The following is a 24,432-nucleotide window of genomic DNA, read 5'->3' on the forward strand; positions in this document are numbered from 1 at the left end:
GGGACGGGTTGGACGGTCCTGGTCCTGCGGTGCGTGGTCAGGCAGTGGTGGGGGCGTGGTTCGTCTGGCGGGGTAGGCGCTCGCCGACGTCGTACTGGGCGGCCTGGAGGAGGTAGGACTCGCGGTAGCGGGTGGCGGGTTCCTGGGCCATCAGTTCGGTGTGGGTGCCCTGTTCGACGAGGCGGCCGTGGTCGAGGACGAAGATGTGGTCGGCCTTGGCGGTGGCGCCGAGGCGGTGGGTGATGAGGACGACGGTGACGCCGAGGTCGGTGAGCTGGCGGATCTGTTCGAACGTCTCGACTTCGGTTTCGGGGTCCATGGCGGAGGTCGGTTCGTCGACGACCACGAGGGAGGGAAGCCGGCCGTGGGCGTCGGGCGTGGTCAGGCGCAGGTAGGTTCGGCCGAGGGCTGCCTTCTGCCACTGGCCGCCGGACATCCCCACCCCGCCTTCGAGCCCCTTGGCGATGAGGGTGTCCAAGCCGCGGGGCAGTTCCTCGATGACTGGGTTGAGGCCGGCGTACTCGGCGGCGGCCTCCAACTGCTGCTGGCTGCAGGCGACTTCTGGACGGCCCAGGAGCAGGTTGGCGCGCAGGGTGAAGCTCCAGCGCTGGAAAGTCTGGGCGAGCAGGGCGACGCTGCTGAAGAGCTGGTCGCGGTCGGCCGTCGCGGTGTCGACGCCGTCCCACCGGACACGGCCCTGGTGCGGCTGGTAGACGCCGCACAGGATGTTGGCCAGGGTCGACTTGCCGGAGCCGTTCGCGCCGACCAGGGCGATGACCTTGCCCCGGGGGACGGTGAGGGTGACCTTGTCGAGGGCGGGGGTGTCGCGGCCGTCGTAGGTGTAGGAGACGTCCTCGACGGTGATCGTCTCGGGGCGTTCGGGCAGCGGGGTGCCGCCGGTGGGGATCGCGCGGCGGTGCCCCTCGCGGCGCAGCCGGTCGAGGTCGCGGACGAAGAGCGACTCCTCGTACAGGCCGTTGATCTGGGAGACGAGGCCGCCGATGCTCGCCGAGCCGGTGCGGATGGCCACCACGGCGGTTCCGGCGGCAGCGAGCGGGATCGTACCGTTCATGACGAGCGAGCCCAGGAGGGCGAACGCGCCGACGGTGGCGGTGCCGGCCAGGGCCGCGGAGAGCAGGTCGGTACGCGCCTTCGCCCCGGCGAGGCGGGCCTGTTCCTTCTCGGCGGCGCGGGCCATCTGCTCGTAGTGGTGGAGGATGAACGGTCCGGCGGCGTGCACTCGCAGCTCGGCCGCGGAGTACGGGCGGATCAGCATGTCCGCGAGCAGGGTGCTGGCGCGGTTGTGCTGGAGCCAGGCCCGGGTGGAGGCGTAGTGGCGGCGGGCGGTGCGCACGGTGCCCCAGCCCTGCGGGGCGGCGATCAGCAGCAGCATGGGCAGCAGGGCGGGGTGGAGGACGGACAGGACCCCGGCGGCGGAGACGAGGCCGAAGACGGCGGCGAGGACGGAGGTGGCCTGGCCGATGATGCCCTGCAGGGATGTGGCGCCCCAGCGGGCGCTGTCCACTTCGGCGAGGAAGGCCGGGTCCTCGATGGCCTCCAGCTCGGAGCGGCTGACGATGCCCAGGAAGTCGTGGGTGGCCTGGCGGAAGACCGCGGGCTTGAGCCGGTCGCCGGCCCACCCGGAGGCGGCGGACAGCCCGGAGGACAGGCCCGCGATCACCCCGACGGTCACGATCGCTGGCAGCGCCGCGCGCAGCACGGCGGGAACGTCGCCGGGGGCGAGCAGCGCGGCCAGTGCGTGGTTGGTGGCGAGCAGCGCCACGGCCGCGGCGAGGCCGCGCAGTACCTCGGCGCCGACCAGGGTCACCAGGGCGGCGCGGTCGGCGTGCCACGCCATCCGCCCGGCCAGGCGCAGGAAGTGCGGCATCTGCCGCGCCACCGCCCAGAACGTGATCTTGCCGCTGGCCAGCTCGTGCTTGGCCCAGCCGTAGTCGTAGCGCATCGGCCCGCCGAACAGCAGCTGCTCGCTGTCCGGGAGGTCCGTGGAGGTCGTGGGTGCGTTGGTCACATACTCCCTTTCGTCGAGGCGGTGGGACGCGCTGCTCGGTGCCGGCGGGCCGGGAAGCGCTGGGGATCGGTGGGTGCGGGTGGTCGGCGGGCGAAGGTTTCCGTGCCGGCCGGTGCCGGTCATGTCCCGGTGAGGCGCCGCTGTCCGGGGGCGGGGTCGAACCCGTGGGTGGAGAACGCGGGCCCGCCGGCCAGGTACGCCTCCACCGCCGCCTTGGAGGTCGGGAACATCGGGCTGGGTAGGACGGTGGTGGTGGGGTGCCAGCGCACCTCCAGGTGCTTGTCCGGTTCGACGTTGACCAGCTCGCCCGTGAACTGGCTGGTGGCGAAGACGAACAGCAGGAACCCGCCGAGCCCGTCCCAGCCCTCCTTGGCCTGGATCGTGTGGACCAGGCGCAGATCGCACGGGCGGGCGATGAGGCCGGACTCCTCGCGCAGTTCCCGGGCGGCGGCGTCGGGGATCTCCTCCCCGGGATCGACCTTCCCACCGGGGACCGTCCAGGCGGGCCCCGGGGACCAACTGCGCCGGGCGTAGTGGACGGTGGCGATCCGGCCGGAGGTCAGATCGTGGGCGATGACGCCGACCGACAGCCTGCTCGTCTCGTGCATCGGGACTCCGTAGTCGTCGAGGGAAAGGGCGGGCTGAGCCGGGACTACCCGGCCCGGCCCGGGGAGGTGGGCAGCAAGGCCATGAAGCCGTCGACGGGCTTGAACCCGAGGCTTCGGTAGAGCGGGGCGCCGGCTTCGGTGGCGCGCAGTTCGATGGAGCAGCCGTGCTGAGTGATCGCGGTGACCAGGGAGCCGGTGACTGCGCGGGCCAGGCCCTGGCGGCGGTGGGCGGGGTCGGTGACCACCGTGTGGATCCTGGCCCACCGGCCGGTCGGGTAGGTGGGGCCGCAGTAGCCGCGGTAGACGATGCCGATGGCGCAGGCGGCGAGGCCGCCGCCGGGTGCGTCGGCGACGTAGGCGAACAGGTCCGGGTCGGTGCCCAGGCGTCGGCGCACGTCGTCGCGGAACGTCGCCCGCCACTGGTCGGTGACTGGTTCGCCGGTCAGGACCGCGACGCGCAGCCGCAGCAGCTCGTCGGCGTCGCGCGGTGTGGCGGCGCGGGCACGCGGATCGGGTGCGGGCACTCGGGCGCTCCTTGTCAGGGGGTGGGAGGCCGGCGGCGCGAACGCGGCGACCTCAGTCGTCCAGCGCGGGCAGACCGGTGAGACCGGTCTCGCGCATCATGCGGTCGACCGTGTCGTGGAGGCGGCTGTCGCTGCCGATGACGGTCTCGAAGCCGCCGGGCAGGAGGTCGTGCTCGCGGTACCAGTCCCGCAGCTCCCGCTCGGTGACCTGCGCGAGGTACTCGGCGTCGGCCTTCGAGGCATGCCGCGCGAGGGTCTCGCCGAACGGGACGTCGAGGTAGTAGCAGCGGGAGACACCGCGGTGGTCGCCCACCAGGCCGGTGAGCATGTCGCCGTAGTGATCGGCGTACAGGATGCCCTCGATGACGACGTGGTAGCCGGCATCGAGCGCGTAGCGTGCCACGGTGTCGATCAGGCCGATGTTCGCGCCGCCGGGCCGGTCGCGCTCGCGCAGTACGATCCGGCGAAGGTTGTCCTGCGCGACCAGGGCCAGGCCGCGACCGAACCGCTGCCGGATCCCGGAGGCCACCGACGACTTGCCGCTGGCCGAGTTCCCCCGCACGACAACGAGGCGGGTCTCCTCGTTTCCCACCATCACGCGGCCGACCGCAGGTACCGGGCGGCTCGGGGCGCTCATGCCGGCCATCCGACCAGGTGGACTCCCGCAACCAGCCTGTGAACCATCGGATTTCTCCTCTCGAAGCGGCGGAGATCGGACGTGGCGGGCCGCCCGGCCGAAGCAGGGCGCGGCGAAGCCGCGATCGGGCATGTGATCGCTTGTCGTATGTGAGTGCGTCGGCAGGTGTTCCACCGTAGGCGGCTGGGCGGGGCCGTGTCGGCGTGTCGCGTCGGATGACACACGATCCGGTGAACGACCCCAACTCACATGACTGATGGGGATGTTGTCGACCGTCTTGGACACTGTGCCAGGGGAGTGCGACAACCGGTGCCCGGGCCCGGCGGGGTGTGGCGTCGGTGAGCGCTGGTCACTGGTGCAGCAGGGCGAGGAGCCGGCCGTTCAGACGTTCCACGTCGCGGGTGGCCCCCAGGTTCCGGTACTGGTCCTGGCTGGCGGCGTACCAGTTGGCGGCGGCTTCGGTCTGCCCGGCGCGTTCGGCGACCTGTCCGAGGTACTCGATGGCGTGGGCCGACCAGTGGCGGTTGCCGAGGTGCGCGAATTCCTGCACGGCGACGCTGATCGTCCAGTTCGCGAGGTCGTGCCGGCCGGCGAGGGACTGGGCTTCTCCCAGGAACACCCGCGCCCTGGCCGCGTTCAGCGGCGGGAATCAGGGCACCGAGCCGCAGCACGCGTGCCTCGGGCTCGGGCAGTGAGGCGACGGCGAGGGCGGTGGTCATCGGGGCTCTCCAAGTCGGTTGCGGCGAGGGCCGGGTGGTGGACGAGCGGGCGGGCGCGAGCGGGGCCAGGTGGCGGTGCGTGCCATGGGCGGCTCTGCGGCTGGGAGTCAAACAGGAGGGCTGCTGCTGGGCCCCGCACTAGCCGGCCGGGGCCCGGGGCCGGTTGCGACAGGCTCTGGACTGCGCGCCGGCCGTTGGACGGGGATCTCGAGGCCGAGGTCGATCAGGTCCTGCAGGCGCTTGGGGGTGAGCTGTCCGGCTGCCGCTTCCTTGCCGCGCTGGTACAGCCACGCCTGGGGCCGAAATCCCGGGTCCTCAATGTAGAGACCGCGGGGGAACTGCAGCCCCCCGTGCTCCCTCTTGAGGCGGCGAAGAGCCTTGATGATCTGCTTCCAGCGGTACTCGAGCGCGTCCCAGATGAAGCCGAGGCGGTCGAGCTCGGCCACCTCCGCGGCCGTCAGCCGCTCGGGGCGGTTCCGGCACTCGGAGACCTTGCCCCCGACCTTGCGTCCGTCCACCTGGTGCCTCTGCGGTACGTCCAGGTGCTTGTTGGCCAGCTTGAAGGCGGTGAGGTCGGCGAGGAACTGCTTCCACTCGGCGGCGGCCGGATCCCACACGAAGCCCTCCGCGGTGAGGGCCTTGACCTTGGCCTCGGGCACGGCTCCCTTGGCGTAGGCGCCACGCAGGGTCTTGGCGATCTCGCCGAGTTTGAACGGCTGTCCGTGCGGTCCGGTCTGCACGCAGTCCCGGGCGATGCGCAGGTGCCCGTGCTTCTCCCGGTGCGCCCGGAGCTGGGCGAGGAGGACCTCCAGCTCATGGGCGGGGACGTTCCAGATCATCCCGAGCGCGTCGAGTTGCGCGATCCGGTCGCGGCTGAGCTGGCCCGCCGCGTAGAAGGTGCGCTGGTGCCCGATCCACTGTCCCAAGCGCAGACCGGAGTCGGTGCGGTGGTCCAGTTGGACGAGGAGGTCCTTGTGCTCGGCGCGGTAGGCCTCGGCCGCGCCGATGTACTCCTCCCAGCTCGTGGTGGTCATCCGGACCGCTTGCAGGGTGATCGCCCGCGCGAAGTCCGGCAGCTTCGGCGCCGGGAGCCCCGTGACGTGCAGCCACGGCATCAGGGCCCTGGGGACGGCCTCCCCGGCGTCCCGGCCGCCGCTTCGGCCCAGCCGGCGACGGGCGCTCTCCATCGAGTCGGCCACGGTGCCGTCGAGCGCGGCGAGCGCCTGCAGCGTCTGCCAGACTCCGGCGAAGCTCGAGGCGGCCAGTGCCTCGTGCGGATCCTCGCCAGGCTTCAGCAACGCCGGGATCATGTACGTGGCGACCTTGGCGATCCGGCGGTCCCCCCGCCGTCCGGCCCGGCCGAGCGCCTGCACGGCCGCGATCGGCCCCATCGGGTGAAGGATGGCCACGGCGTCCACAGCCGGAACGTCCACACCCTCCCCCAGGACCCGAGCGTTGGCGACCACCCGCAGGAGATCACCGTCCCGCCCGAGCTCCTGCAGAACGCGCCGGCGCACCGCCGGGTCCTGCGCGCCGTCGACATGCCGCGCCCACAGCCCGGCGGGACGTTCGTGCGGCCCCAGGAGCTCGCCCACCCGGGCAAGGGTGTTGGCGAAGGACCGGGCAGCTGCCACCCGGGAGTGGAAGGTGATCAGCCGTTTGATGTGGAACTCGCGGGCGGCGCGAAGGACCGCGAGCTGCAGGGCGGCCTGCTGCGCCTGCACGGTCGCGTCGCCCAGGTGCACCACCGAGCCCTCGGCCTCCAGGTGCTGGGCGATCGAGTCGTCGCCGACGACCGGGACCACGACTCGGTAGGGCGCCAGGATGTCCAGGCGGATCGCGTCCGCGAAACTGAGCGTGTACGCGACCGGACCGAATACCCGTTCGTCCGACATGCTCACGACGTCGTCCCCGCCGGTGACGATCTTGGGCGTGGCGGTCAGGTAGAGCCGGTGGGTGAAGCGCAGTGCGTGCTGGTCGTGGACGACGGCCCACGCCTTGCCTCCCGCACCGGCCGTACGGTGCGCTTCGTCGATCACACCGATGTCCACCTCCGGCATGTCGTGGACCAGTTGGGCGGCGCTCACCACCCCCAGGCTCTGGTAGGTGCAGACGATGGTCACCGGCCCGGGGACGGAGGTGTACCGGGCGAGGTCGGCAGGGGAGCTGGTCACCGTCCAGTCCCCGGGCAGGAGGGTGGTGGAGGCGAGTACCTCCTTGTCGGAGCAGACGGCGATCACCTGACCGAGTCCGTGCGGGCCCAGGTGCCGGGACCACTCGGCAACGGTCTGGGTGACCAGCTCCAGGGTCGGAACCACCACGGCCTTGCGACCGCCGCCGGCGCTCGCCACCTGGTGGGCGACCTCGGCGCCGATGCGTGTCTTGCCCCCGCCACACGCAAGCACCGCGGTGACCCGCCGGGCACCGCCCGACAGCACCCCGCGTACGGCTGCCACCGCGTCGACTTGGTGAGCGAACAAGTGGCGGCCAGTCACTGCGCGTCTCCGATGCCGTCGGCGACGGCAACACGGTGCGCGGGTACGACGCCCGGTCCGGCGGTGGCCCGCTGGTCCGGGATCGTGAGCGCGGCCGGGCCGTCCGGCTGGGCGGAGAAGTATGCGGCGCCGCAGGCGGTGAGCCGCAGGGCGGTGTCGACCAGGGCGAGGTGGCTGAAGGCCTGGGGGAAGTTGCCGACCTGGCGCTTGAGCCCGGGGTCCCATTCCTCGGCGAGCAGGCCCAGGTCGTTGCGCAGTGCGAGCAGCCGGTCGAACAGTTCGCGGGCCTCCTGGAGGCGGCCGATCATGGCGAGGTCGTCGGCGAGCCAGAACGAGCAGGCGAGGAAGGCGCCCTCGTGGCCGGAGAGGCCGTCGACGTTGTTGCCGGACTCGTCGTGGGTGGGGTAGCGCAGTACGAGGCCGTCCTCGGTGGACAGTTCGCGCTGGATGGCCTCGATGGTGCCGATGACGCGCTTGTCGTCCGGGGGCAGGAAGCCGACCTGGGGGATCAGCAGCAGCGAGGCGTCGAGCTCCCGGCTGCCGTAGTACTGGGTGAAGGTGTTGCGTTCGGGGTCGTAGCCGCGTTCGCAGACGTCGGCGTGGATGCGGTCGCGCAGCTGCTGCCAGTGGGCGAGTTCGTCGGCGGTGGTGGAGGCGCGTCGGCGCAGCAGGGTGATGGTGCGGTCGATCGCGGCCCAGGCCATCACCTTGGAGTGGACGAAGTGCCGGCGGGGGCCGCGGACCTCCCAGATGCCCTCGTCCGGCTCGGCCCATCGGTCTTCGGTCCAGCGGGCGAGGGCGCGCAGCATCGCGTCGGCGTCGCGGGAGGGAGGAAGGCCGGCGTCTTCGGCGGTGAGGAGTGCGTCGGCGACGTCGCCGGGGACGTCGAGCTGGAGCTGGTCGGCGGCGCCGTTGCCGATGCGTACGGGCCGGGAGTTCTCGTAGCCGGGCAGGTGGTCCAACTCGTTCTCGGTCAGGCGGTGTTCGCCGTGGAGGCCGTGCAGGATCTGGAAGGTGGAGGCGTCGGGGCCCAGGACGGCGAGGAGCCAGTCGCGCCAGGCTTCGGCTTCCTCGGTGTGGCCGAGGCGGGCGAGGGTGGTGATGGTCAGGGCGGAGTCGCGCAGCCACACGTACCGGTAGTCCCAGTTGCGTTCGCCGCCGATCTGTTCGGGCAGGGAGGTGGTGGGGGCGGCGACGATCCCGCCGCCCGGGTGGCACAGGGACTTGAGGACGAGGGCCGAGCGTACGACCGCTTCCCGGTAGGGGCCCTGGTAGGCGCAGCGGGACGCCCACTCGTGCCAGGACACCTCGGTGAGGGTGCGCGCCGAGCGGGGGCTGCGCAGGTCGGGAGCCGGGTGGGAGGAGGGGGACCAGGTGAGGGTGAAGGCGATGCGCTCGCCGGCGGTGATGGTGAAGTCGCAGCGCGCACCGGCGCGGGTGAGGACGTGGTGGGAGCCGTCGAGCCAGTAGGAGTCGGGGTGGACGGTGGCGCACAGGCGCGCGGTGGCGCCTCGCGAGGTGCGGGTGTACAGGGGGGCGTGGGCGCCGTAGCCGGGGCGGGCCCGGAACTTCGAGGTCATCGTCACGGTGCCGCTCAGGCCCTCGACGCTGCGGATGATCCGGGGCGTCCTGGTGCCCAGGGGCATGAGGTCGGTGACCCTGACGCTTCCGGTGGGGGTGTCCCATTCGTGTTCCAGGGACATGGTGTCGTCGCGGTAGCGGCGCCGGTCGGCCGCCGCGGGCTCGCCGCCGGGGGCGAGGCGCCAGAAGCCGTGCTCCTCGGTGCCGAGCAGGGCGGCGAAGACGGCCGGGGAGTCGAACCGGGGCAGGCACGCCCAGGTGACGGTGCCGTCGAGGCGGACGAGGGCGCCGGTGGCGGTGCTGCCGATCAGGCCGTGGTCCTCGATGAGGAACCGGGAACGGCGGGGCAGGGCGGCGGTGGACATGGTGTTCCTGACGGGGTGGGTTGGTGAGGCTCAGATCTGGGTGACGGCCGGGGCGCTGAGGTGGTCGAGGGCCGCCCGCACCGTGGCGGCCAGGTCGCCGTGGACGGCCAACCGCGGCATCGTGGCCTGGAGTTCGGCGTGGACGAACCGCTGCTCGCGCTCCGCGTGGTCGCAGCCGACGACCAGCGCGGTGCGCGAGAGGCGCAGGAACCGCTGCCGGACGTCGCGCACCTGCTGCCCGCCGGTCGGGCACCACAGGAGGACGACGCCGAAGCGCCGCAGGTTGTGCTCCTGCCAGCCGGACGGCGCTTCCGCGGTGGAGGCGGGCTGGGGGTTGAGGACGGTGCCGGTGAAACCGGCCGCCTCCAGCAGGGCGATGGCCTCGCTCCGCCAGCCCGGACGGCCAGCGTCCGAAGGGGCCAGGTACAGCGTCGGGCTACCGTCGGGGGTGAACGGCTCCGGGTACTCGACCAGCCTCATCGGGCACCGCCGGAGACGGTGGCCGGGCCGGGGCTGTTATGCAGGAGGACCATGACGACTGCGTGAGTGCGGGACTTGGTCCCGAGGGTCTCGGTGACCAGGGCACAGGGGACGGCCATGGAGCCCGCGCGCATCAGCAGCCGCAGCAGCGGGGCGGGAGTGGTAGCCGACACGGGGGCGCCTGTGGCCAGGAGGAACGGGTCGGCGCCGGACAAGCGGTCGGCGGGCAGTTGGACGAGGGCGTTGGCGTCGATGAGGACGCCCGTGCGGTTGATCAGGCGGCGGTCCAGATCGCGGGCCGCCAGTCCGTCGGCAGGTCGTAAGGTGCTCATCTACTGTCTGGGGTTGTCGGGGTGCGGCCCTGGTCCGAAACGGCCGCCATGGGGTGGTGCGGCTTAGCCGGTTGGCCGAGGCGGGTCCTGCTGGGAGGAACTGGTCCGGCGCTTCGGCGTGGAACGAGCGGCGATCAGGCGGTCGGTGACGGCCAGGGTGCCGAAGGCGGCGAGGGCGAAGATCGCCGGGTAGAGCGGCTGGGTGAGCCGGGTGCGGTGCTGGACGAGGTAGAGGACGGCGGCGCCGACCTGGAGGCCGAGGAGGAAGCAGACGGCTCCGACCGCGGCCCGGCCGCCGGTGGGGCGGGAGTTCACGCGGCCTGTCCGCGGGGCTCGGCGTGGTGCAGCGGCTCGGCGGGCCACGTGGGGTCGATGTCACTCAAGAGGACCAGGCCGGCCAGCACGGCGGCGATGCTCGCCTGGATCTGGGTGCCCACGCCCAGCCAGGCACGCAAGTCCTTGCCGTAGCCGCGCACGGTGGCGGCGGTGACGGCGAAGTCGGCCTCGAGCTCCGGGGTGGTGCGCCCGCCGACCCAGCCCACCAGGACACGGTCGAGGCGCCGGGGCAGCCGGATGTCGGCGCAGAGGGCGGAACAGGGCTGCGCGGTGTCGGTGATCAGGCGGTGCGCGGTGCCCCAGGCGACGAGGTGGGGCGCGGTGCGGGTGCCGGTGGCCGTCAGCAGCTCCGTGACGGCGGCGTCGACCGCGCCGGGCCCCCACGGGAGTTCGGGGTCGGCAGCGATCGTGCGGACGGTGGACTCGGCGGCGATGTGCCCGAGCAGGCGCACCTGCTGCCTGGTCAGGGCGTGGGCGGGAAGAGCGGTGGTGGTCATGGTGGTGTCTCCGGTGGTCGGCGGCGGGTTCACGGGCGGTCGGCGCCCAGGGCATCGGTCTGGGCGAGGCGGTCCAGCAGGCGGGGGCCGAGCCGCTCGGCGTGAGGGCCGGTCCCGACGACCAGGACGACGTCGCCCTCTGCGGTCATCTCGAAGACCCGGTGCTCGGGGCCCGGTTCGCAGGGGCCGGATCGGACGCGGTAGACCGCGCCCGGGCCGAGGGCCCGGACGGCGGCCCGCTCGACGGCGTCCAGCGGGTCGGGCCCGTCGTGTCCAGCCAGCGGAGTGCTGACCGGCAGGAGCAGCGCGCGATCGGCATCGCCGAGAGCGGCTCCGAGCTCGTCCGCGTGCACGGTGGTGCGGGCGATGCCGTCCGGCTCCAGGACGACGAGCACGTCCCCCTCGGCGAGCGTCCGGGCGGCCGTGACGTCCTGGGAGACCTCGCGCGGGTGCCGGGAGCGGGAGCCCACGACGGTGATCCCGTCCCGCGTGCCGAGCACGGCCAGCGAGCGCTCGACGCCGCGGAAGACGGCGAGGCGCTCCGCCACCGTCTGCGGGTCCTCGCCGGCGACGAGGGCGGTGGCGATGGCGGCGCAGGCCGCCAGGGCATGGTGGCGGCCGATGACCGGCACGACGAACTGGTGCTTCGTACCCTGGCAGTGGAGGGTGAGGAGGTGTTCACCGCCGAGCCACCGGGGCGTGAGGACCCACACGTCGCAGTCCTCGGCGAGGCCGACGGTCACCACCGCCACGTTGGGGTCGGGCCGGTCCGTGAGTCTCTCGTGCACGATCTTGGCGCCCTTGTCCCACAGCGGCAGCACCACCGTGCCCGACGAACGGGCGAGGCTGGTGGCGTCGTTCAGCGCCTCGATGGTGTCCTCGAAGTGCGGCGCGTTCCGGGTGGCGCTGGTGATCAGCGTGACCGCGGGTCGCGGCCGCCGGTACCGGTGCGCGGTGCCAGGGTGGTAGCTCCAGGGCCCAAGGGGAGCGGCCTCGTGCGTGGAGGTGTCCGGGCACAGGTCCACCACCAGCCGCCGGTCGCCGCCGTGCCCCGGCGGGCCGCCCTGGGCGGGGGCGTTGAGGATCCAGCCGGTGCGCCCGTCGTCCAGCGCGGCGGCGAGCACCGCCGCCGCCGTCGCGGTGCCGTGGCTGCCGCCGACGGCCACCAGCCGGCCGCCGAAGCCCGCCGTCAGCGAGGCGAGCGCGTGCACGCGGTCGAGCACCGGCAGCTTCAGCTCCTGGGCGCGATCGAGTTCGGGGTGCGCGGCGGCCACCACCCCCGACCACACCACGCAGGTCCGGTCCTCCCGGACGTTGCCCGCGTCGAGGCCGACCGCCACGCTCACGCCGGCCTCGCGCAGCCGGGCGGCGGCCGGGCCGTCCTGGTCGGCGGGGCCGATGCTGCCGGTGACGTCCAGGCCGCGGGAGGCCAGCCACACCGCCAGACCCTCCATGCCGGGCGCGGCGATGTCGACCAGGTGCGCCTTGGCCAGCAGGTCGGGGGCGGGCTTCGCCCTGGGCTTCGTGCGGGGTCGGACGGAAACGGCGTCCATGCTCTCCATGAAGTCCTCCAGCAGGGTGAGGGGTGGGGTGGACCGGGCCGGTCGCGGGTCCGGGGGTGTGGCGCCGTGACCGGCCCGGGGCTCGTCAGGCCTGGGTGAGACCGCGCTCCAGCTCCGCGTCGGTGACGCGGGCGGCGTGGTACTCCAGCTCCAGGTGGGCGACGCGGGCCAGGTGCGCGACCACCGGCTCGCCGAGCAGCTCACCGGCCGGCTCGCTGACCTCGAAGACAGCAAGCGCCTCGGCCAGGGACTGCGGCACGGGCGACGCTTCACGGTTCAGGTAGGCGTCGCCGCGGGTGGCGGGCGGGGGTTTGAGGTCAGCCTCGACGCCGTGCCGTACACCGGCCAGGACGGCCGCCAGCGCGAGCATCGGGTTGGCGTCCGCACCAGGCAGCCGCACCTCCAGCCGCAGGCTGGGGCCGTGCCCGACCACCCGCACCGCGCACGAGCGGTTGTCCCGGCCCCAGGCGAAGCGGGCCGGCGCGAAGGAGTGGTCGCCGAGGCGCTTGTAGCTGTTCACGTACGGCGCCCACAGCGGGCCGGTCTGCGGCAGCACCGTCAGCAGCCCTGCCACCGCCTGCTCGCCCAGCTCCGACAGCACCGTCCCGTCCTGCGGGTCGGCGGCCAGGACCGGCCGGCCGTCGACATCGTGCAGCGAGACGTGCAGGTGCAGGCCGCTGCCGACCCCGGTGGCCGGAGCCGCCATGAACGACGCCACCATGCCCTGCTCGTCCGCGACCGTCTTCGCGGCGTGCTTGAACAGCACGTGCCGCTCGCACGCCTCGCGGACCGGGCCGTACGGGAAGGTCACCTCCAGCTGGCCACACGCGCCCTCGCCCTTGACCGCCTCCACCGGCAGGGCGGCGGCGGCCAGGACCTGCCGGAGCCTGCGCCCGAACTCCCGCACCGCCGACGGCTGGTCGAGGGCATAGTCGCGGTTGTCCCAGGTGACGGGGCGAAGCCCGCGCCAGCCAGCCGCCGCCGCATCCCGGGCGGTCCCCTCGTGGAGCACGAACTCCGTCTCGACCCCTACCATCGCCGTCAGGCCGACACCGGCCAGGCGCTCCTGCTGCTCGGCCAGCACGGTGACCGGGGCCAGCGGGTGCGGCCACCCCTTGCTGACCGGATCGGCGAGCACCACCGCCGTGGACGGCAGCCATGGCAGCACGCGGGCACCCCTGGTGTCGGGCAGCAGAGCGATGTCGCCGAAGCCGGATTCCCACGAGAACGCCCCGGTGCGCGGGGCGGTCATCCCGAGGTCGGTGCCGATCACGTACCCACACATCTCCGGAGCCAGCCGGCCCGACCGCAGCCGCTCCACCAGAGCGGCCGCGTCGTACTCCTTGCCCTTGAGACGGCCCTGCACATCGACGGCCGCCAGCAGCACCGTCTCAATCCCGAAGTCGGCCACCAGCCGGTGCAGCAGTCCGGTGGGCGAAGCCGCGATCGGCGAGCTGCCGGTCCCGCGGTAACGGGTTGCCCGCATCGCCGCCTTCGGACGACCCGAGCGGCGGCTGGTCACACGACCTCCTCGGTCAGCTCCACCAGCTCGGCCGACCGCTGCACCGGCGGCGCGTACGAGCGCCCCGCCTTGAGCCACCACGCCCACGCCAGCACCATCACCGCCAGGAGCGCGACCGGGGCGTAGTTGAACGTGTCCACCGTCACCGGGAACGACTGCGGCAAGCACACCAGCACGCTCACCACCGCCACCCAGCCCACCGCGATCCACCCGATCAGCGGCCCGCGACGGCCCAGGTTCCACGGCCCGGGCCGGAACTTCCGGCCCCGGCGAAGCCGCAGGTAGATCGGCACCGCGTACGCCGGAGTCATCCCCACCACGTTCACGGCGGTCACCGCCCCGTACGCCGTCGCGCTGTACAGCGACGGCAGCGCCAGCACCGCGGCTGCCCCCACCGACAACCACACCCCGGCCACCGGCGACCCAGTACGCTCCGACACCCGACTCCACAACGCCGAACCGGGCAGCGCACCGTCCCGTGCGAACGCGAACACCATCCGGCTGCTGGCCGCCGTCTCCGCGTTCCCACAGAACAACTGCGCCACGATCACCACCACGAGGAGCGTCTTCGCCCCGGTCGTCCCGAGCGCGTCGGCGAAGACCTGAGCCGGCGGCACGCCGGTGGCGGTACCGAGGACCGCGGCGTAGTCCTGGACGGCGAAGAGCATGCCGGCGAGGAGGACAGCACCGGCGATCCAGCTCACCCAGATCGAACGGACGATCCCGCGCGGCGCCGACACCGCCGCCTTGGTGGTCTCCTCGCTCATGTGCGCGCTCGCGTCGTAGCCCGAGAAGGTGTACTGCGCCAACAGCAGCCCGATCGCGCTCACGTAGACCGGGTTGCTCCAGCCGGTGTTGTTGACGAAGTGCCCGACGACCCAGCCGGCCTCCTGGTGGTGGCTGGGCACGATAGCGAGCGCGCCGACGATCAGCACGACACCGCCGATGTGCCACCACACCGAGACGCTGTTGAGGAAGGCGACCCGGCGCACGCTCGGCACGTTCAGCAACGCGTGGAGCAGCAGGACGGCCGCGAAGATCCCGAACAGGCCTGCCGGGGTGGGCTCGTAGCCGAACTGGAGGTTGAGGAAGGCTCCGATGAAACTGGCGGCGCCGTAGTCGATGCCGGCGATCCCGCCCAGGAGACCGAGCAGGTTGAGCCAGCCGACCAGCCAGCCCCACCGCGGGCCGCCGAGCTGGTGCGCCATGAAGTACAGGCCTCCGCTCGTCGGGTAGGCCGAGGTCACCTCGGCGAGCGCCAGGCCGACGAAGAGGACCATCGCGCCGACGCCGATCCAGCCCCAGAACATCACCGCCGGACCACCGGTGTTCAGGCCGAACGCGAACATCGTCATGCACCCGGACAGGATGCTGATGACGGAGAACGAGCTGGCGAAGTTGCCGAACTCGCCCATCCGCCTGCTCAGCCTGGGCTCGTAGCCGAGCTGACGCAGCCGATCCTCGTCGGACAGCTCAGCGGCGTGGACGGGAGACATCGAAGTCGACCTCCGTGGGGAGAAGGTGGGCAAGGACGGGGGAGTCAGGCCAGGGCGGTCGCCCGGCCGGCGAAGGCCTGCTGGCGCGCGATCAGCAGCAGGCCCTCCGCCTTCTCAGGCGAGTCGGAGACCAGGCTCCACGGGGCCCCGGAAGCGAACTGTCCGAGCGCGGCGAAGACCTCGGCGGCGGCGTCCATCTGGGCCGACGCCCACAGCGCGTGGGCGAGGTAGCTGAGATCGGCGACAGGCCACGACCCGGGAGCTGCCGCGGACCAGCTCTCGTACGCGAGCAGAGCCCGGGAGAAGTGCGGCTCCCGTAGCCACTGCCGGAGCACCACCGCGTTCCGCCTGGGCTCGGCGCGGTACTGCTCGACCGACAAGTACAGCGGCAGGGCGGCGAGCGGCGACCCGGCAGGCACCCTCGGCATGACGACGTTCACGAAGTCCGCCGCCGCTGGCCGGTAGACCTGGTGCCAGTAGCGGAGCATGCGATGGTGGGCCTCCCGGTTGCCGGGATCGCGTCGCCGCGCTTCGTCGAGCAGCCCCCACGGCCCTTGCGGAAGCATCGGGTCCGACGACCGCTGTCGATGCTCGGGGCGCGCCCTGGAACGGTCCAGCACGGCCAGGGCGAGGAGACACACCCACGGCACGGGGTCCGAGCGCACTGCCTCGGCGGCGGCCCAGCACGACTCGCGCGCCGCCCGCTCCAGACGCCCGGCATCCGACGAACCGGCCTCGGCCGCGGCCAGGGCGTGCTCGACCGCGACCCGAGTCCGCAGGATGGCCAGCCCCGGGTTGACCGGGTCCTCGCCTCCCCAGTCGGCGAGCACCGTCGACCGGGCTGCGACCAACGCCAGGACCTGCGTACGCGACGTCCGAAGACCCGCCTGCTCGGTGTCGGCAAGCAGCCGCTGCGTCGACAGCCACTGGCCGCGCCGCAAATCGTCCACCGCAGTCCGAAGTCCGGCATCGAGCCCGGCGGGGTGGTACACCGGCCGAGTGGGCGGCACGGCGTTCATGGAACCGTCCTTCCAGACATGTCGTGAGCGTGGACGTGACCGCCGTGGGCACCGGTGCCCGGCCGCGCCCACCGCGGGCAGAGCGCGATCGGCCCGACGAGCCTTGGCCGTAGAACCCCACTGGCGAGGCTCCTACTTGGTGGCGACGGGTGCGTCTTCTGTTTCCCCTGCGTCAGATGGTGGCGGCGGTTCGCCGGACGACGCGACCCCACTGGGGGACGCGTGCGGGACGTCCTGGGACGCAGACTCCGCCACGGTCAACTGTTCGCCGCAGTAAGGTGCCTGAGAGTGTTCGACGGCGACCATTCGCGTAGTCATATTCGCGCTGAAATATGATCACGGGGCCGCCTGTGGGAGGCCAAGGCTCCTGCGGACGGAAGGGGCGGTATGGGGGTGCGACGATGCGAGCGTTGTGGGTGCGCGCTCAGCCGGTACAACGACAGCGCCAGTGCGTGCGGCCCGTGCGCGCGGACGGCCGCCGAGACACCGGCCGAGCCCGTTCCCGCGTGGGTGTGGCGAGACGCCCTGGTGCGCGACAGCCTCGCCGAACTTGACTTCGGCAAGCTGAGCAAGCGCATCCGGGAGATCGTTCCGCTTCGCCAGGACGATCTGGCGGGGATCACCGGACTGACCCAGGGCTACTTGTCCCGGCTGGAGGCCGGACGGGTGCAGTTGACCCACATCGACCGGATCATCGAGTTCCTCGACGCGGTTGGCGCTCCGGCCGATCTGGTGAGGCTCCCGCTGCGCACGACTGCGGACCCGTCTGCCCCAGAACGAAACGTCAGTTCACTCCCTGCTCATGGCGACACCGCCGGGTCGTGGACGGCCCGCCGTATGGTGGCGGCACTGCACGACGCGATGCGAGGGGAGCCTGCCGCCATGCCCATGCGTCCGAATCGCCGCCACTTCCTGCTCCTAGCCGAAACCGCCCTCTCCGCCTACATCCACCAGTGGGGAATCGCCGACGCCGAGCCCCTTGAACGCGCGCTCGGTGGAGCGCAGGTGACCCAAGCGCTCGTTGATAGCCTCCAGGGGACGATCGACAGCCTGCGCACCATGGACGCCAGCTCCGGCAGCGGCCTGGTCGCGGGCCTTGCCCGTGCCCATCTCAGCGTCCTGTACGAGACGTTGAAGTCGGCCAGCTACACCGAGGAGATCGGGCAGCGCCTAGCCGGCATCGCCGCCGACACCGCAACCCAGCTCGGATGGTTCCACTTCGACGCCGGACACCACGTACTGGCCCAGCGAGCCCTCCTCGCAGCACTCCGACCTGCCCATGCCTCCGGGGATCCCCGGTACGGCGCCGGCGCTCTGTCCTACCTGGCCATCCAGAGCTACTCGATCGGCGACCCCCGCGACGCCGTGACCGCGATGCAGGCCGCCAGAGAGAAGGTCCGCACCCTCGGCTCCTCGCACCTTGAGGCCATGCTCCTGACCCGTCAGGCGCGGGGGCATGCCAAGCTCGGGGAGCGACAGGCATGTCTGCGGGCGCTCGGACTGGCTGCCGAACTGGAGCGGCTCGGCCCGGCCGAGCATGACCCGGGCTGGCTCTACTGGATGAACTGGGGCGAGATCCTCGGCCAGACCGGCAGCTGCTACCTCCAACTCGGCGAGCACAAGACCGCGGCAGACCACTTCGAGCAGGCCGCCTCCACCCTGAACCCCGCGGACCTGCGGACGCGGGCGTTGTTCGCATCGCGGGCTGCCTCCGCCCACCTTCTCGCCGACGATCGGGACGGAGGCTTCATGGCCGCAGACGCCGCTTTCACCCTCGCGTCGAAGGTCCGGTCGGCCAGGCTGACCGAGCACCTGGAGCAGACCGTGGAGCACCTCCAGGCCATCCCCGGCCCGCGGTCGAACGAGCTGATAGAACGGTCACGACAAGTGATGGCGACGAAGGAGTCGTGACCGTGACCAGCACCGTGCTCGTTCTGTGGGACATCGACCGCACCCTGGTGTACGTCGGCGAGACCGACCGCGCCGTTTACCGCGAGGCGTTCCGCCAGGTCGTCGGACGCGACGCGACGAAGCTTCCCGAACGCGGCACCGGCCGCACGATGCCGCTGGCGGTACGGGAACTGCTCACGGCCAACGACGTCGACCACCGGGACCTGGAGCTGTTCGCAGAGCAGATCGTCGAGCTCCTGCCCAGGCTCCTTGCCGCGAAAGCCGAGCAGCTGCGCGCGGGAGGCCAGCTCATGCCTGGTGCCACCGCCGCACTCGCAGCAGTCGATGCCCACCCGGGCCTTGTGCCCACCGTGGTCACCGGCAACTTGCAGCAGAACGCGGAGATCAAACTCCGCGCCTTCGGCCTTGATCAGTACGTCGACCTCACCGTTGGCGGCTTCGCCTCCGACGACTCCCACCGGCCGGCCTTGGTCGGCGTCGCCCAGCGCCGAGCCGCCGCCCGCCATGGGAAGACCTTCGGCCGATCGAACACGGTCATCATCGGGGACTCGCTCGAAGACGTGCGGACCGGAGCGGAAGGCGGAGCAGGCGTGATCGCTGTCGCCTCCGGCACCACCACGGCCGGCCAGCTCACAGGCGCCGGGGCGGACCGTGTCCTCCACAGCCTGCGCGACCCACAGGCCGTACTCCGCGCCATCGCAGAACTCACGGCCCGCCGTCAGTAGTTCGGCAGCGGCGCCACCCGCACAGCCGCCCCTCGTCGGCCTGCTACCGTCACCACCATGACGCTCTCCGTAGCAGACGGCCGCGCGCTGGACCTCCGGAAGGAACCAGTCGACTGCATCCTCGAACTGGTCGAGCAGCGCCTCGGCACAGCACTCGACCGGACCAGCATCGTCAGGAAGCGCCGGTCGGTCGGAGCGGGAACCGATCGGGACACCTGGGTCCGCATCGAGCGTCGTCCGTGGACGAGGGCCAGAGAGCAGGGCTGGGCCGGCACCGAAACCGCTGCCGTGCTGACCGGCGTGGCGATGCCCCGCTGGGTGAGTTCGGTGGCGTGGCGCGACGCAGGTGACGGGGCGATCTGGCGAGCGGACGAGACGTCGCGCATTCCGGGCAGTCCGGTCGGCACAGCCGTCCTGGCCACCGATCCCGAGCTTCCGGACGGCTGGTGGAAGGCCCTGAACGCCTCCCTGGACGCGCTCGCCGCCCAGCCCACGTCCAGGGTGGCGACGCCGGACACCGAGCCGATCACCCAGCAGCTGGTCGATCAGGTAATCCGCACCGCCTTCCCCCTGGCGGTGAACACCCAGGTGCTCTCGTGGTCTGCGGCGCACGCCGACCTGAACTGGGCGAACGTCACCGGTCCCGAGTTCTGCCTGTTCGACTGGGAGGACTGGGGGATGGCGCCGCACGGCCTGGACTCCGCGTCGCTGCTGGCTGCATCCCTCGCCGTCCCGGCGCTCGCGGACCGCGTACGCCGCGAGCGCCGGGCGGACCTTGAGAGTCGCGACGGCATGGTGATGCGCCTCTTCGTGCTGGCGAAGATCGCCGGCCCTCACGCCCGCCCGGACGACCCCCGGGTAGCCCCGGCCCGATTGGAGGCCGAGCAGCTGATCCGCGCGCTTCAACCACTCTGACGGGCGGCCCGCTCGGCCAGCAGACGCCGGTACCCGTCGATGTACCCGGCGTTGACCTCCAGCCCGGCGGCATCGACCAGCTCGCGCAGATGATCCGGCCTGTCGGTGCCGACCGCGACCGCGCCCACCAGCGGCAGCTCGAAGGCGACCCGGAAGGCCGCCTGCACCGGAGTCGACTCACCCGCGGCACCGGCCAGGAAGAGACGCGGGTCGCTCCGACGCCAGGGCGGACTGGCAAGGTTCCCGCCGAACGGGCTCATGCCCCAGCGGCGTTCGGCCGGAATACCCCATCCCCGGGCGAGGACTTCACCAGTGGCCAGGACCTCGTGGCCGACGAGCAGCCCGGATCGGACCATCAGGACGTCCGGCGCGACCGGAAGCGAGGCACCGAGCGTGGCGACGGCGCGCGGATTCCACGTCGCGATCCCCCACGCCCCACAAGACCCGGCCGTCACCGCTTCGGCCAGGACAGCGCAGGCGGCGACCAACTGCTCCTCGCCTCGTTCACCGGCCGTGAGCGAGGCTTCCGGGTTGTGCAGGAACACCACGTCCGGTGCACGCCCCAGGTCCCGAATCGTCTGCTCCAGCGCGGCGCGAAGCTCCACCGGATCGAGGCTGTGCCGCGCCCGGCCGCCGGCGGCCGGGAAGTAGCCGACCTTGGTGGAGACCGTGAAGCCGGACAGCAGGTCCCCGCCCACGTCGGCGAGCGTGGCGTGCGAGGTGAAGCCCAGGTAGTTGAACGCGGTGTCGATCGCGGTCACCCCGTGATCCAGCGCCTCCGTCAGGAGGTGGCGTTCGTGACGAGACCGGTGTAGCCCGAGAACAACTCGTCGGTCAGCGGCGCGCACAACCCCTCCTTCGCCAGCAGGCCAGCCACCGCATGTACCTCGGTGCCAACAGCGGCCTCGGCCTCCGCCAGGACCACGGGGTGTCCGCTGAGCAGCAGTCGCAGCGCGGGCTCCGCCTTCGCGGCAAAGCTGAGACGTCGACCGGCCGCAGTCACCTCCACCACGCTGTCACCCGGACGGATTTCCGGGCGGAAGTTCGTGGTGCAGACCGCCGCCGTGAGTGGGCCGAGTACGTCCAGGTGCGGCACCTGCCGAGCCGGCGCGGCGGTCCGCTGGTAGTCGCTGAGGAACGCGGCCGGAGGCCGCGACTCCACCAGCTCCTGCGCGGCGGCGATCAACTGGCTGGCGTCGGCACCCGGAGCGCGGTCGAGATCGTGCCGGAAGACCTCGTGCTCGCGGCACCAGTCGCCGAGCCAGGCCATCCAACTGGCCCCGGTCCGCCTGGTGATGCCGAAGGTGACGTGCAGCGAGTGACCGGTGTCCCCATGGCCGACACGAGTGGCCCGGTGCCAGTGGCCCCGCGGGATGTGCATCACCTCGCCGGCGCGAAGCAGTCCCGACCAGATCACCTCCTCGCTCGGCGTGGAGTTCGGGTCGGCGTCCCGGTACATCGGCGCGGTTCGCGAAGTACCACGGACCTCCCAGCCCTTCTCGCCCGCCAGTTGGACGACGATCACGTCGTGGTCATCCCAGTGCAGCGGGAACCCCTCCGCCTCGCCGGTAGTCCAGTAGACGTTCACCTGGACCCGCTCCTGGCTCCACCACTGCAGCGCGCGGCAGGCTACCTCCAGCGTCGGATCGGCGACGTTCGCCTGGTCGAGGATCAGCGTCGCGCCCTCGCTGATCAGCCGCCCCAGGGCGTTCATGTTGACCAAGGAGATGCTCTGGCCCCGGGGGCTGACGCTGTCCGTGAAGTAGACCGCCGGATGGACCTCCACACCTTCCTGGAACACCCGGAACTGCGGGCGGGCGAGACTGCGCCGCATCACCAGGTCGAGCAGCCGTTGCGGGGTGAGCAACCGCCTCGACAGGTCTTCGACCCCCGTGTGTCCCCTCGCGAACCGATCACCGACCCGTTCCGGTCCCGCCCAGCCCAGAGCCGACTCCACGGCCCTGATCAACTTGTGTTCCACGCGAACCTCCCCTGAACTCGATCACCAGGCCGTACCGGCTGGTGGGCGTCCGGATACCGGTACGCCCACCAGCCGGCTCACTCACTCGCTGTCGTGCAGATTGCCGTCGCCTCCGGGCCACGGGTCGTCGCCGCCGGAGCCGGCGTTGTCCGAGCGGAGGCTGTCGTACCGGTCGTGCACCGCCCCCAGCTCATCGACCGCGAGCAACAGTTCCTCATCCGGTTGACCTGCCATTTTTCGCTCCTCTCATGCCCCCGGGCTAGCGGAGGCGGACGGCGTACAAGGCGTCGCCTACCGGCGGCCTCGCGCTGATTGCTCATCATCAAGCGGCCGTTACTTGGGGTCATATTTCCCTGCGAATGCGGAACTTCGACCTCCAGGCATAGCGTCATCGAGCCCTGCTTACGCAAACCGCTAGTCAGGCTGGGCAGCACGCATCTCCGCGCCAGGATCCTTGATCCAGTCTCCCCGCTGCTCACAGCAGTAGGGCCCGGCCCTGCGCTGCCACCTCCGAAGGATAGGACAGGTGGGTACGCCAGGGGCGGCCCCCAGCGGATACGTCTCGGGACGTCCCTGGAACGTCCCGGAACGTGGTTGGAAGGCACCCATAAGGCCCGCCAGAATCGGGGGGATTCTCGGTTTTGATGGCGTAAGGAAATCGAAACCCGAGATACGGCGCCAGCTTCTGGAGCTGATTTCAATCTGCGCAGCACTCCTCCTGGACTTCACTTTCTCTTGAAAGGCAGATGCCCGTGGAAAACGAGATCAGGAAGAATTCCCTGAAGGTCATGGGAAGCCGGTACTCGCCCGGTATGCGCAAATGGAACCTCCGGTTCGGCATTACGTCCCGCTGCAACATCCGCTGCCAGTACTGCCTGCCGGAGGGGAAGCAAGGGGTCATCGTCCAGCCTTCGCTGGAGGAGGCGATCGAGGTCCTCCAGGCCGGCTACGACATCGGCTTCCGCAGGGTCCACTACACCGGCGGGGAGCCGACGGTACGCAGGGACTTCGTGGACCTGCTGCGCGCCGGCAAGGCGATCGGCTACGAGCAGCAGATCGTCACGACCAACGGCTACCGCCTGCACCACTTCATCGAGGAGGCGGTCGACGCCGGCCTGACCCGGGCGATCGTCAGCATCGACACCCTGGACGAGCAGCGCAACCTGCTGATCACCCGGAGGGGCTTTCACAGCGACACGCTGCGCAGCATCGAGCGGTCGGTCGAGTTGCTGCCGACCCTGACGAAGATCTCGTGCGTGACGATGCGCGACACCCTCCACGAGCTGCCCGCCTTCATCGACTACGCCCGTGAGCTGAACAACAGCGGAGGGGCGGGCCAACTGGCGATCAAGCTGAACCAGTTCTTCCCCTCCAACCCCGCCCAGCTCGGCGCCGAGGGCGAGGCGTTCTGGAAGAACCAGTTCGTGGAGGAGTCGGCGATCCTCGAAGCGCTCGCAAGGGCGGGTGAACTGCGGCCGGTGCGGCGCGAGTCGATCGAGGGCGACAACCCGAGCTACAACTACTACGAGATCGGCGACACCGGCGTGAAGGTCGCGGTGCTCGCGATGTTCTCCTGGGACTACCCGTGCGGCGGCTGCTGGAAGCTGCGGATCAGCCCGAACGGGATGACGACGGTCTGCATCAGCCAGAAGAACCCGCCGGTCCTGTGGGGGATGTCGCTGGATGAGAAGCGGGAGACGTTCAAGCGGCTGACGGGCTACCGCGACAGCGAGCAGTTCGACATCGACAACCCGAACCGCAAGCACTACCGCGACCAGCTCGGCGAGCTGCGGTTCGACAAGGTCGTCGGTAAGCAGAAGTCGATCGCGCACTTCCGCACCATCTTGACCCGCGAGACGCTGGAAGCACGGGGTGAGATGTGACGGGCCTGGAACGCCTGTGCTTCGGCACCTCGACGTTCGTGGCCGGACGTCTGCGGCCTGGCAAGGACTCGCAGCCCGGCCTGGACGCTTTGCGCACCGCGCTGGCCGCCGGGGTGCGCACGATCCACTCCAACCCGCACCTCGGCACGCAGTGGGCGGTGCGGGAGGTACTGGACGAGGTCGGCCCGGTCGTCGGGATCCGTCACCTGGTCAAGGCGGAGTGCCCGCTGCGGGGTGATCTGGAGGCTCGCGTCAACACGGCCATCGAGATGTCCGCCGGCCAGCTGGGTATCGGCCGGATCGATGCCGTGGTGCTCCAAGTAGATCTCAAACGCACCGGGCAGCCTGAATTGCTGAACGATCAGCGGGCGTTGAGGGAGTTCTACCGGTACGGCGCTCAGGTGGCGTTCGCCTCAGGTCGGGTCGGCGCGGTCTACGCCTACTGCCACGGCCCCACCTCCGTCCGCGCCGCCCTGCGGGAGGGGCCGATCACGGCCATCGCGGCCCAGTACCACCTCGCGTCCTCCTGGCCGATTTCCCATCTGGCTCAGATCTCGCAGGCCGGCCGAGGCTTCGTCGGGATGTCGCCTCTCAACCGCGGGGCTCTGATCGACCCGCGTGCCGGCAGCGCCGGTAGCAGGCTCCGCCCACTTGCCTGGGTGCTCCGTGAGCCGCGGGTGGAGACCATCGCCATCACCATGTCCTCACCGGACCATGTCCATGAGGTGGTCGACACCTTCCGGAACTCGCCACGATCAAGGTTGCCGGGTCCCCGTACCGCCGGCACCGGGCTCAAGGAGGCCGCGTCGTGATCG

General features: G+C 71.5%; 23 protein-coding genes. 5 read left to right on the top strand and 18 right to left on the bottom strand.

Annotation, left to right across the window (positions count from 1 at the left end; genetic code table 11):
• Positions 1-37: 37 nt before the first annotated feature.
• From ACWDD9_RS28315 to ACWDD9_RS28385, 15 genes are all read right to left on the bottom strand, one after another.
• The gene (locus ACWDD9_RS28315) at positions 38-2,029 is read right to left on the bottom strand and encodes an ABC transporter ATP-binding protein (protein ID WP_449813080.1); all 1,992 of its coding nucleotides are present in this window, start codon (positions 2,027-2,029) and stop codon (positions 38-40) included.
• A gap of 119 nt (positions 2,030-2,148) precedes the next feature.
• Entirely contained in the window at positions 2,149-2,637 is a 489-nt protein-coding gene (locus tag ACWDD9_RS28320) for an NUDIX domain-containing protein (protein WP_449813081.1), read from the bottom strand.
• 44 nt (positions 2,638-2,681) lie between these two features.
• Positions 2,682-3,161 (bottom strand): N-acetyltransferase family protein, encoded by a 480-nt coding sequence (locus tag ACWDD9_RS28325; RefSeq protein WP_449813082.1) that lies wholly within the window; start codon positions 3,159-3,161, stop codon positions 2,682-2,684.
• Between the two features lie 52 nt (positions 3,162-3,213).
• Positions 3,214-3,798: an AAA family ATPase gene (locus ACWDD9_RS28330; protein WP_449813083.1), complete on the bottom strand. Its 585-nt coding sequence runs from the start codon at positions 3,796-3,798 to the stop codon at positions 3,214-3,216.
• Between the two features lie 349 nt (positions 3,799-4,147).
• On the bottom strand, positions 4,148-4,417 hold the full coding sequence (locus tag ACWDD9_RS28335; protein WP_449813084.1) for a hypothetical protein: 270 nt from the start codon (positions 4,415-4,417) through the stop codon (positions 4,148-4,150).
• Between the two features lie 207 nt (positions 4,418-4,624).
• A complete protein-coding gene (locus ACWDD9_RS28340) occupies positions 4,625-7,012 on the bottom strand; it encodes a Helicase associated domain protein (RefSeq protein WP_449813085.1) in 2,388 nt (795 codons plus the stop codon).
• Positions 7,009-8,958 carry a glycoside hydrolase family 15 protein gene (locus ACWDD9_RS28345; protein WP_449813086.1) on the bottom strand — a complete coding sequence of 650 codons (1,950 nt, stop codon included), beginning with the start codon at positions 8,956-8,958 and terminating at the stop codon, positions 7,009-7,011. The genes ACWDD9_RS28340 and ACWDD9_RS28345 overlap by 4 nt, the downstream gene beginning before the upstream one ends.
• A gap of 30 nt (positions 8,959-8,988) precedes the next feature.
• Entirely contained in the window at positions 8,989-9,438 is a 450-nt protein-coding gene (locus ACWDD9_RS28350) for a hypothetical protein (RefSeq protein ID WP_449813087.1), read from the bottom strand.
• A complete protein-coding gene (locus ACWDD9_RS28355; protein ID WP_449813088.1) occupies positions 9,435-9,770 on the bottom strand; it encodes a hypothetical protein in 336 nt (111 codons plus the stop codon). The genes ACWDD9_RS28350 and ACWDD9_RS28355 overlap by 4 nt, the downstream gene beginning before the upstream one ends.
• A 63-nt stretch (positions 9,771-9,833) precedes the next feature.
• On the bottom strand, positions 9,834-10,085 hold the full coding sequence (locus ACWDD9_RS28360) for a hypothetical protein (protein ID WP_449813089.1): 252 nt from the start codon (positions 10,083-10,085) through the stop codon (positions 9,834-9,836).
• Complete coding sequence (locus ACWDD9_RS28365; protein WP_449813090.1) at positions 10,082-10,603, bottom strand: hypothetical protein; 522 nt, start codon at positions 10,601-10,603, stop codon at positions 10,082-10,084. Before ACWDD9_RS28365 ends, ACWDD9_RS28360 begins: the two co-directional genes overlap by 4 nt.
• Positions 10,604-10,632: 29 nt before the next feature.
• Positions 10,633-12,165 carry a Mur ligase domain-containing protein gene (locus tag ACWDD9_RS28370; protein WP_449813091.1) on the bottom strand — a complete coding sequence of 511 codons (1,533 nt, stop codon included), beginning with the start codon at positions 12,163-12,165 and terminating at the stop codon, positions 10,633-10,635.
• Positions 12,166-12,250: 85 nt separating this feature from the next.
• Positions 12,251-13,651 carry a glutamine synthetase family protein gene (locus tag ACWDD9_RS28375; protein ID WP_449813092.1) on the bottom strand — a complete coding sequence of 467 codons (1,401 nt, stop codon included), beginning with the start codon at positions 13,649-13,651 and terminating at the stop codon, positions 12,251-12,253.
• A gap of 32 nt (positions 13,652-13,683) precedes the next feature.
• Positions 13,684-15,183 carry an amino acid permease gene (locus tag ACWDD9_RS28380; RefSeq protein WP_449813093.1) on the bottom strand — a complete coding sequence of 500 codons (1,500 nt, stop codon included), beginning with the start codon at positions 15,181-15,183 and terminating at the stop codon, positions 13,684-13,686.
• Positions 15,184-15,227: 44 nt separating this feature from the next.
• The gene (locus tag ACWDD9_RS28385) at positions 15,228-16,202 is read right to left on the bottom strand and encodes a hypothetical protein (protein ID WP_449813094.1); all 975 of its coding nucleotides are present in this window, start codon (positions 16,200-16,202) and stop codon (positions 15,228-15,230) included.
• Positions 16,203-16,730: 528 nt separating this feature from the next.
• Between ACWDD9_RS28385 and ACWDD9_RS28390 the strand changes: the two genes are divergently transcribed.
• The 3 genes from ACWDD9_RS28390 to ACWDD9_RS28400 are packed head-to-tail and all read left to right on the top strand — an operon-like array spanning position 16,731 to position 19,753.
• Entirely contained in the window at positions 16,731-18,113 is a 1,383-nt protein-coding gene (locus ACWDD9_RS28390) for a helix-turn-helix domain-containing protein (protein WP_449813095.1), read from the top strand.
• A 2-nt stretch (positions 18,114-18,115) separates the two neighbouring features.
• Positions 18,116-18,838, top strand: a complete 723-nt coding sequence (locus tag ACWDD9_RS28395; protein ID WP_449813096.1) for an HAD family hydrolase — start codon at positions 18,116-18,118, stop codon at positions 18,836-18,838.
• Between the two features lie 57 nt (positions 18,839-18,895).
• A complete protein-coding gene (locus ACWDD9_RS28400) occupies positions 18,896-19,753 on the top strand; it encodes a hypothetical protein (RefSeq protein WP_449813097.1) in 858 nt (285 codons plus the stop codon).
• Here the strand turns inward: ACWDD9_RS28400 and ACWDD9_RS28405 are convergent.
• From ACWDD9_RS28405 to ACWDD9_RS28415, 3 genes are all read right to left on the bottom strand, one after another.
• On the bottom strand, positions 19,741-20,514 hold the full coding sequence (locus ACWDD9_RS28405) for an aldo/keto reductase (protein WP_449813098.1): 774 nt from the start codon (positions 20,512-20,514) through the stop codon (positions 19,741-19,743). The two genes, ACWDD9_RS28400 and ACWDD9_RS28405, sit on opposite strands and share 13 nt — an antisense overlap.
• A 20-nt stretch (positions 20,515-20,534) precedes the next feature.
• Positions 20,535-21,734: a JmjC domain-containing protein gene (locus ACWDD9_RS28410; protein WP_449813099.1), complete on the bottom strand. Its 1,200-nt coding sequence runs from the start codon at positions 21,732-21,734 to the stop codon at positions 20,535-20,537.
• An 81-nt stretch (positions 21,735-21,815) separates the two neighbouring features.
• Positions 21,816-21,968: a hypothetical protein gene (locus ACWDD9_RS28415; RefSeq protein ID WP_359817051.1), complete on the bottom strand. Its 153-nt coding sequence runs from the start codon at positions 21,966-21,968 to the stop codon at positions 21,816-21,818.
• Between the two features lie 578 nt (positions 21,969-22,546).
• Here ACWDD9_RS28415 and ACWDD9_RS28420 point away from each other — a divergent pair.
• Both ACWDD9_RS28420 and ACWDD9_RS28425 read left to right on the top strand, forming a co-directional pair.
• Positions 22,547-23,617, top strand: a complete 1,071-nt coding sequence (locus ACWDD9_RS28420) for a radical SAM protein (protein ID WP_449813100.1) — start codon at positions 22,547-22,549, stop codon at positions 23,615-23,617.
• Positions 23,614-24,429, top strand: a complete 816-nt coding sequence (locus ACWDD9_RS28425; RefSeq protein ID WP_449813101.1) for a hypothetical protein — start codon at positions 23,614-23,616, stop codon at positions 24,427-24,429. Before ACWDD9_RS28420 ends, ACWDD9_RS28425 begins: the two co-directional genes overlap by 4 nt.
• Positions 24,430-24,432: the final 3 nt, after the last annotated feature.

It is taken from the genome of Kitasatospora sp. NPDC001119, assembly GCF_053598475.1.

Bases quoted from the DNA above. Each gene is read 5' to 3' on its own strand.
- ACWDD9_RS28380 (WP_449813093.1), bottom strand. From the start codon at position 15,183: ATGTCTCCCGTCCACGCCGCTGAGCTGTCCGACGAGGATCGGCTGCGT.
- ACWDD9_RS28320 (WP_449813081.1), bottom strand. From the start codon at position 2,637: ATGCACGAGACGAGCAGGCTGTCGGTCGGCGTCATCGCCCACGATCTG.
- ACWDD9_RS28355 (WP_449813088.1), bottom strand. From the start codon at position 9,770: ATGAGCACCTTACGACCTGCCGACGGACTGGCGGCCCGCGATCTGGAC.
- ACWDD9_RS28375 (WP_449813092.1), bottom strand. From the start codon at position 13,651: ATGCGGGCAACCCGTTACCGCGGGACCGGCAGCTCGCCGATCGCGGCT.
- ACWDD9_RS28420 (WP_449813100.1), top strand. From the start codon at position 22,547: ATGCGCAAATGGAACCTCCGGTTCGGCATTACGTCCCGCTGCAACATC.
- ACWDD9_RS28350 (WP_449813087.1), bottom strand. From the start codon at position 9,438: ATGAGGCTGGTCGAGTACCCGGAGCCGTTCACCCCCGACGGTAGCCCG.
- ACWDD9_RS28330 (WP_449813083.1), bottom strand. From the start codon at position 3,798: ATGAGCGCCCCGAGCCGCCCGGTACCTGCGGTCGGCCGCGTGATGGTG.
- ACWDD9_RS28370 (WP_449813091.1), bottom strand. From the start codon at position 12,165: ATGGAGAGCATGGACGCCGTTTCCGTCCGACCCCGCACGAAGCCCAGG.
- ACWDD9_RS28400 (WP_449813097.1), top strand. From the start codon at position 18,896: ATGACGCTCTCCGTAGCAGACGGCCGCGCGCTGGACCTCCGGAAGGAA.
- ACWDD9_RS28345 (WP_449813086.1), bottom strand. From the start codon at position 8,958: ATGTCCACCGCCGCCCTGCCCCGCCGTTCCCGGTTCCTCATCGAGGAC.
- ACWDD9_RS28415 (WP_359817051.1), bottom strand. From the start codon at position 21,968: ATGGCAGGTCAACCGGATGAGGAACTGTTGCTCGCGGTCGATGAGCTG.
- ACWDD9_RS28365 (WP_449813090.1), bottom strand. From the start codon at position 10,603: ATGACCACCACCGCTCTTCCCGCCCACGCCCTGACCAGGCAGCAGGTG.
- ACWDD9_RS28385 (WP_449813094.1), bottom strand. From the start codon at position 16,202: ATGAACGCCGTGCCGCCCACTCGGCCGGTGTACCACCCCGCCGGGCTC.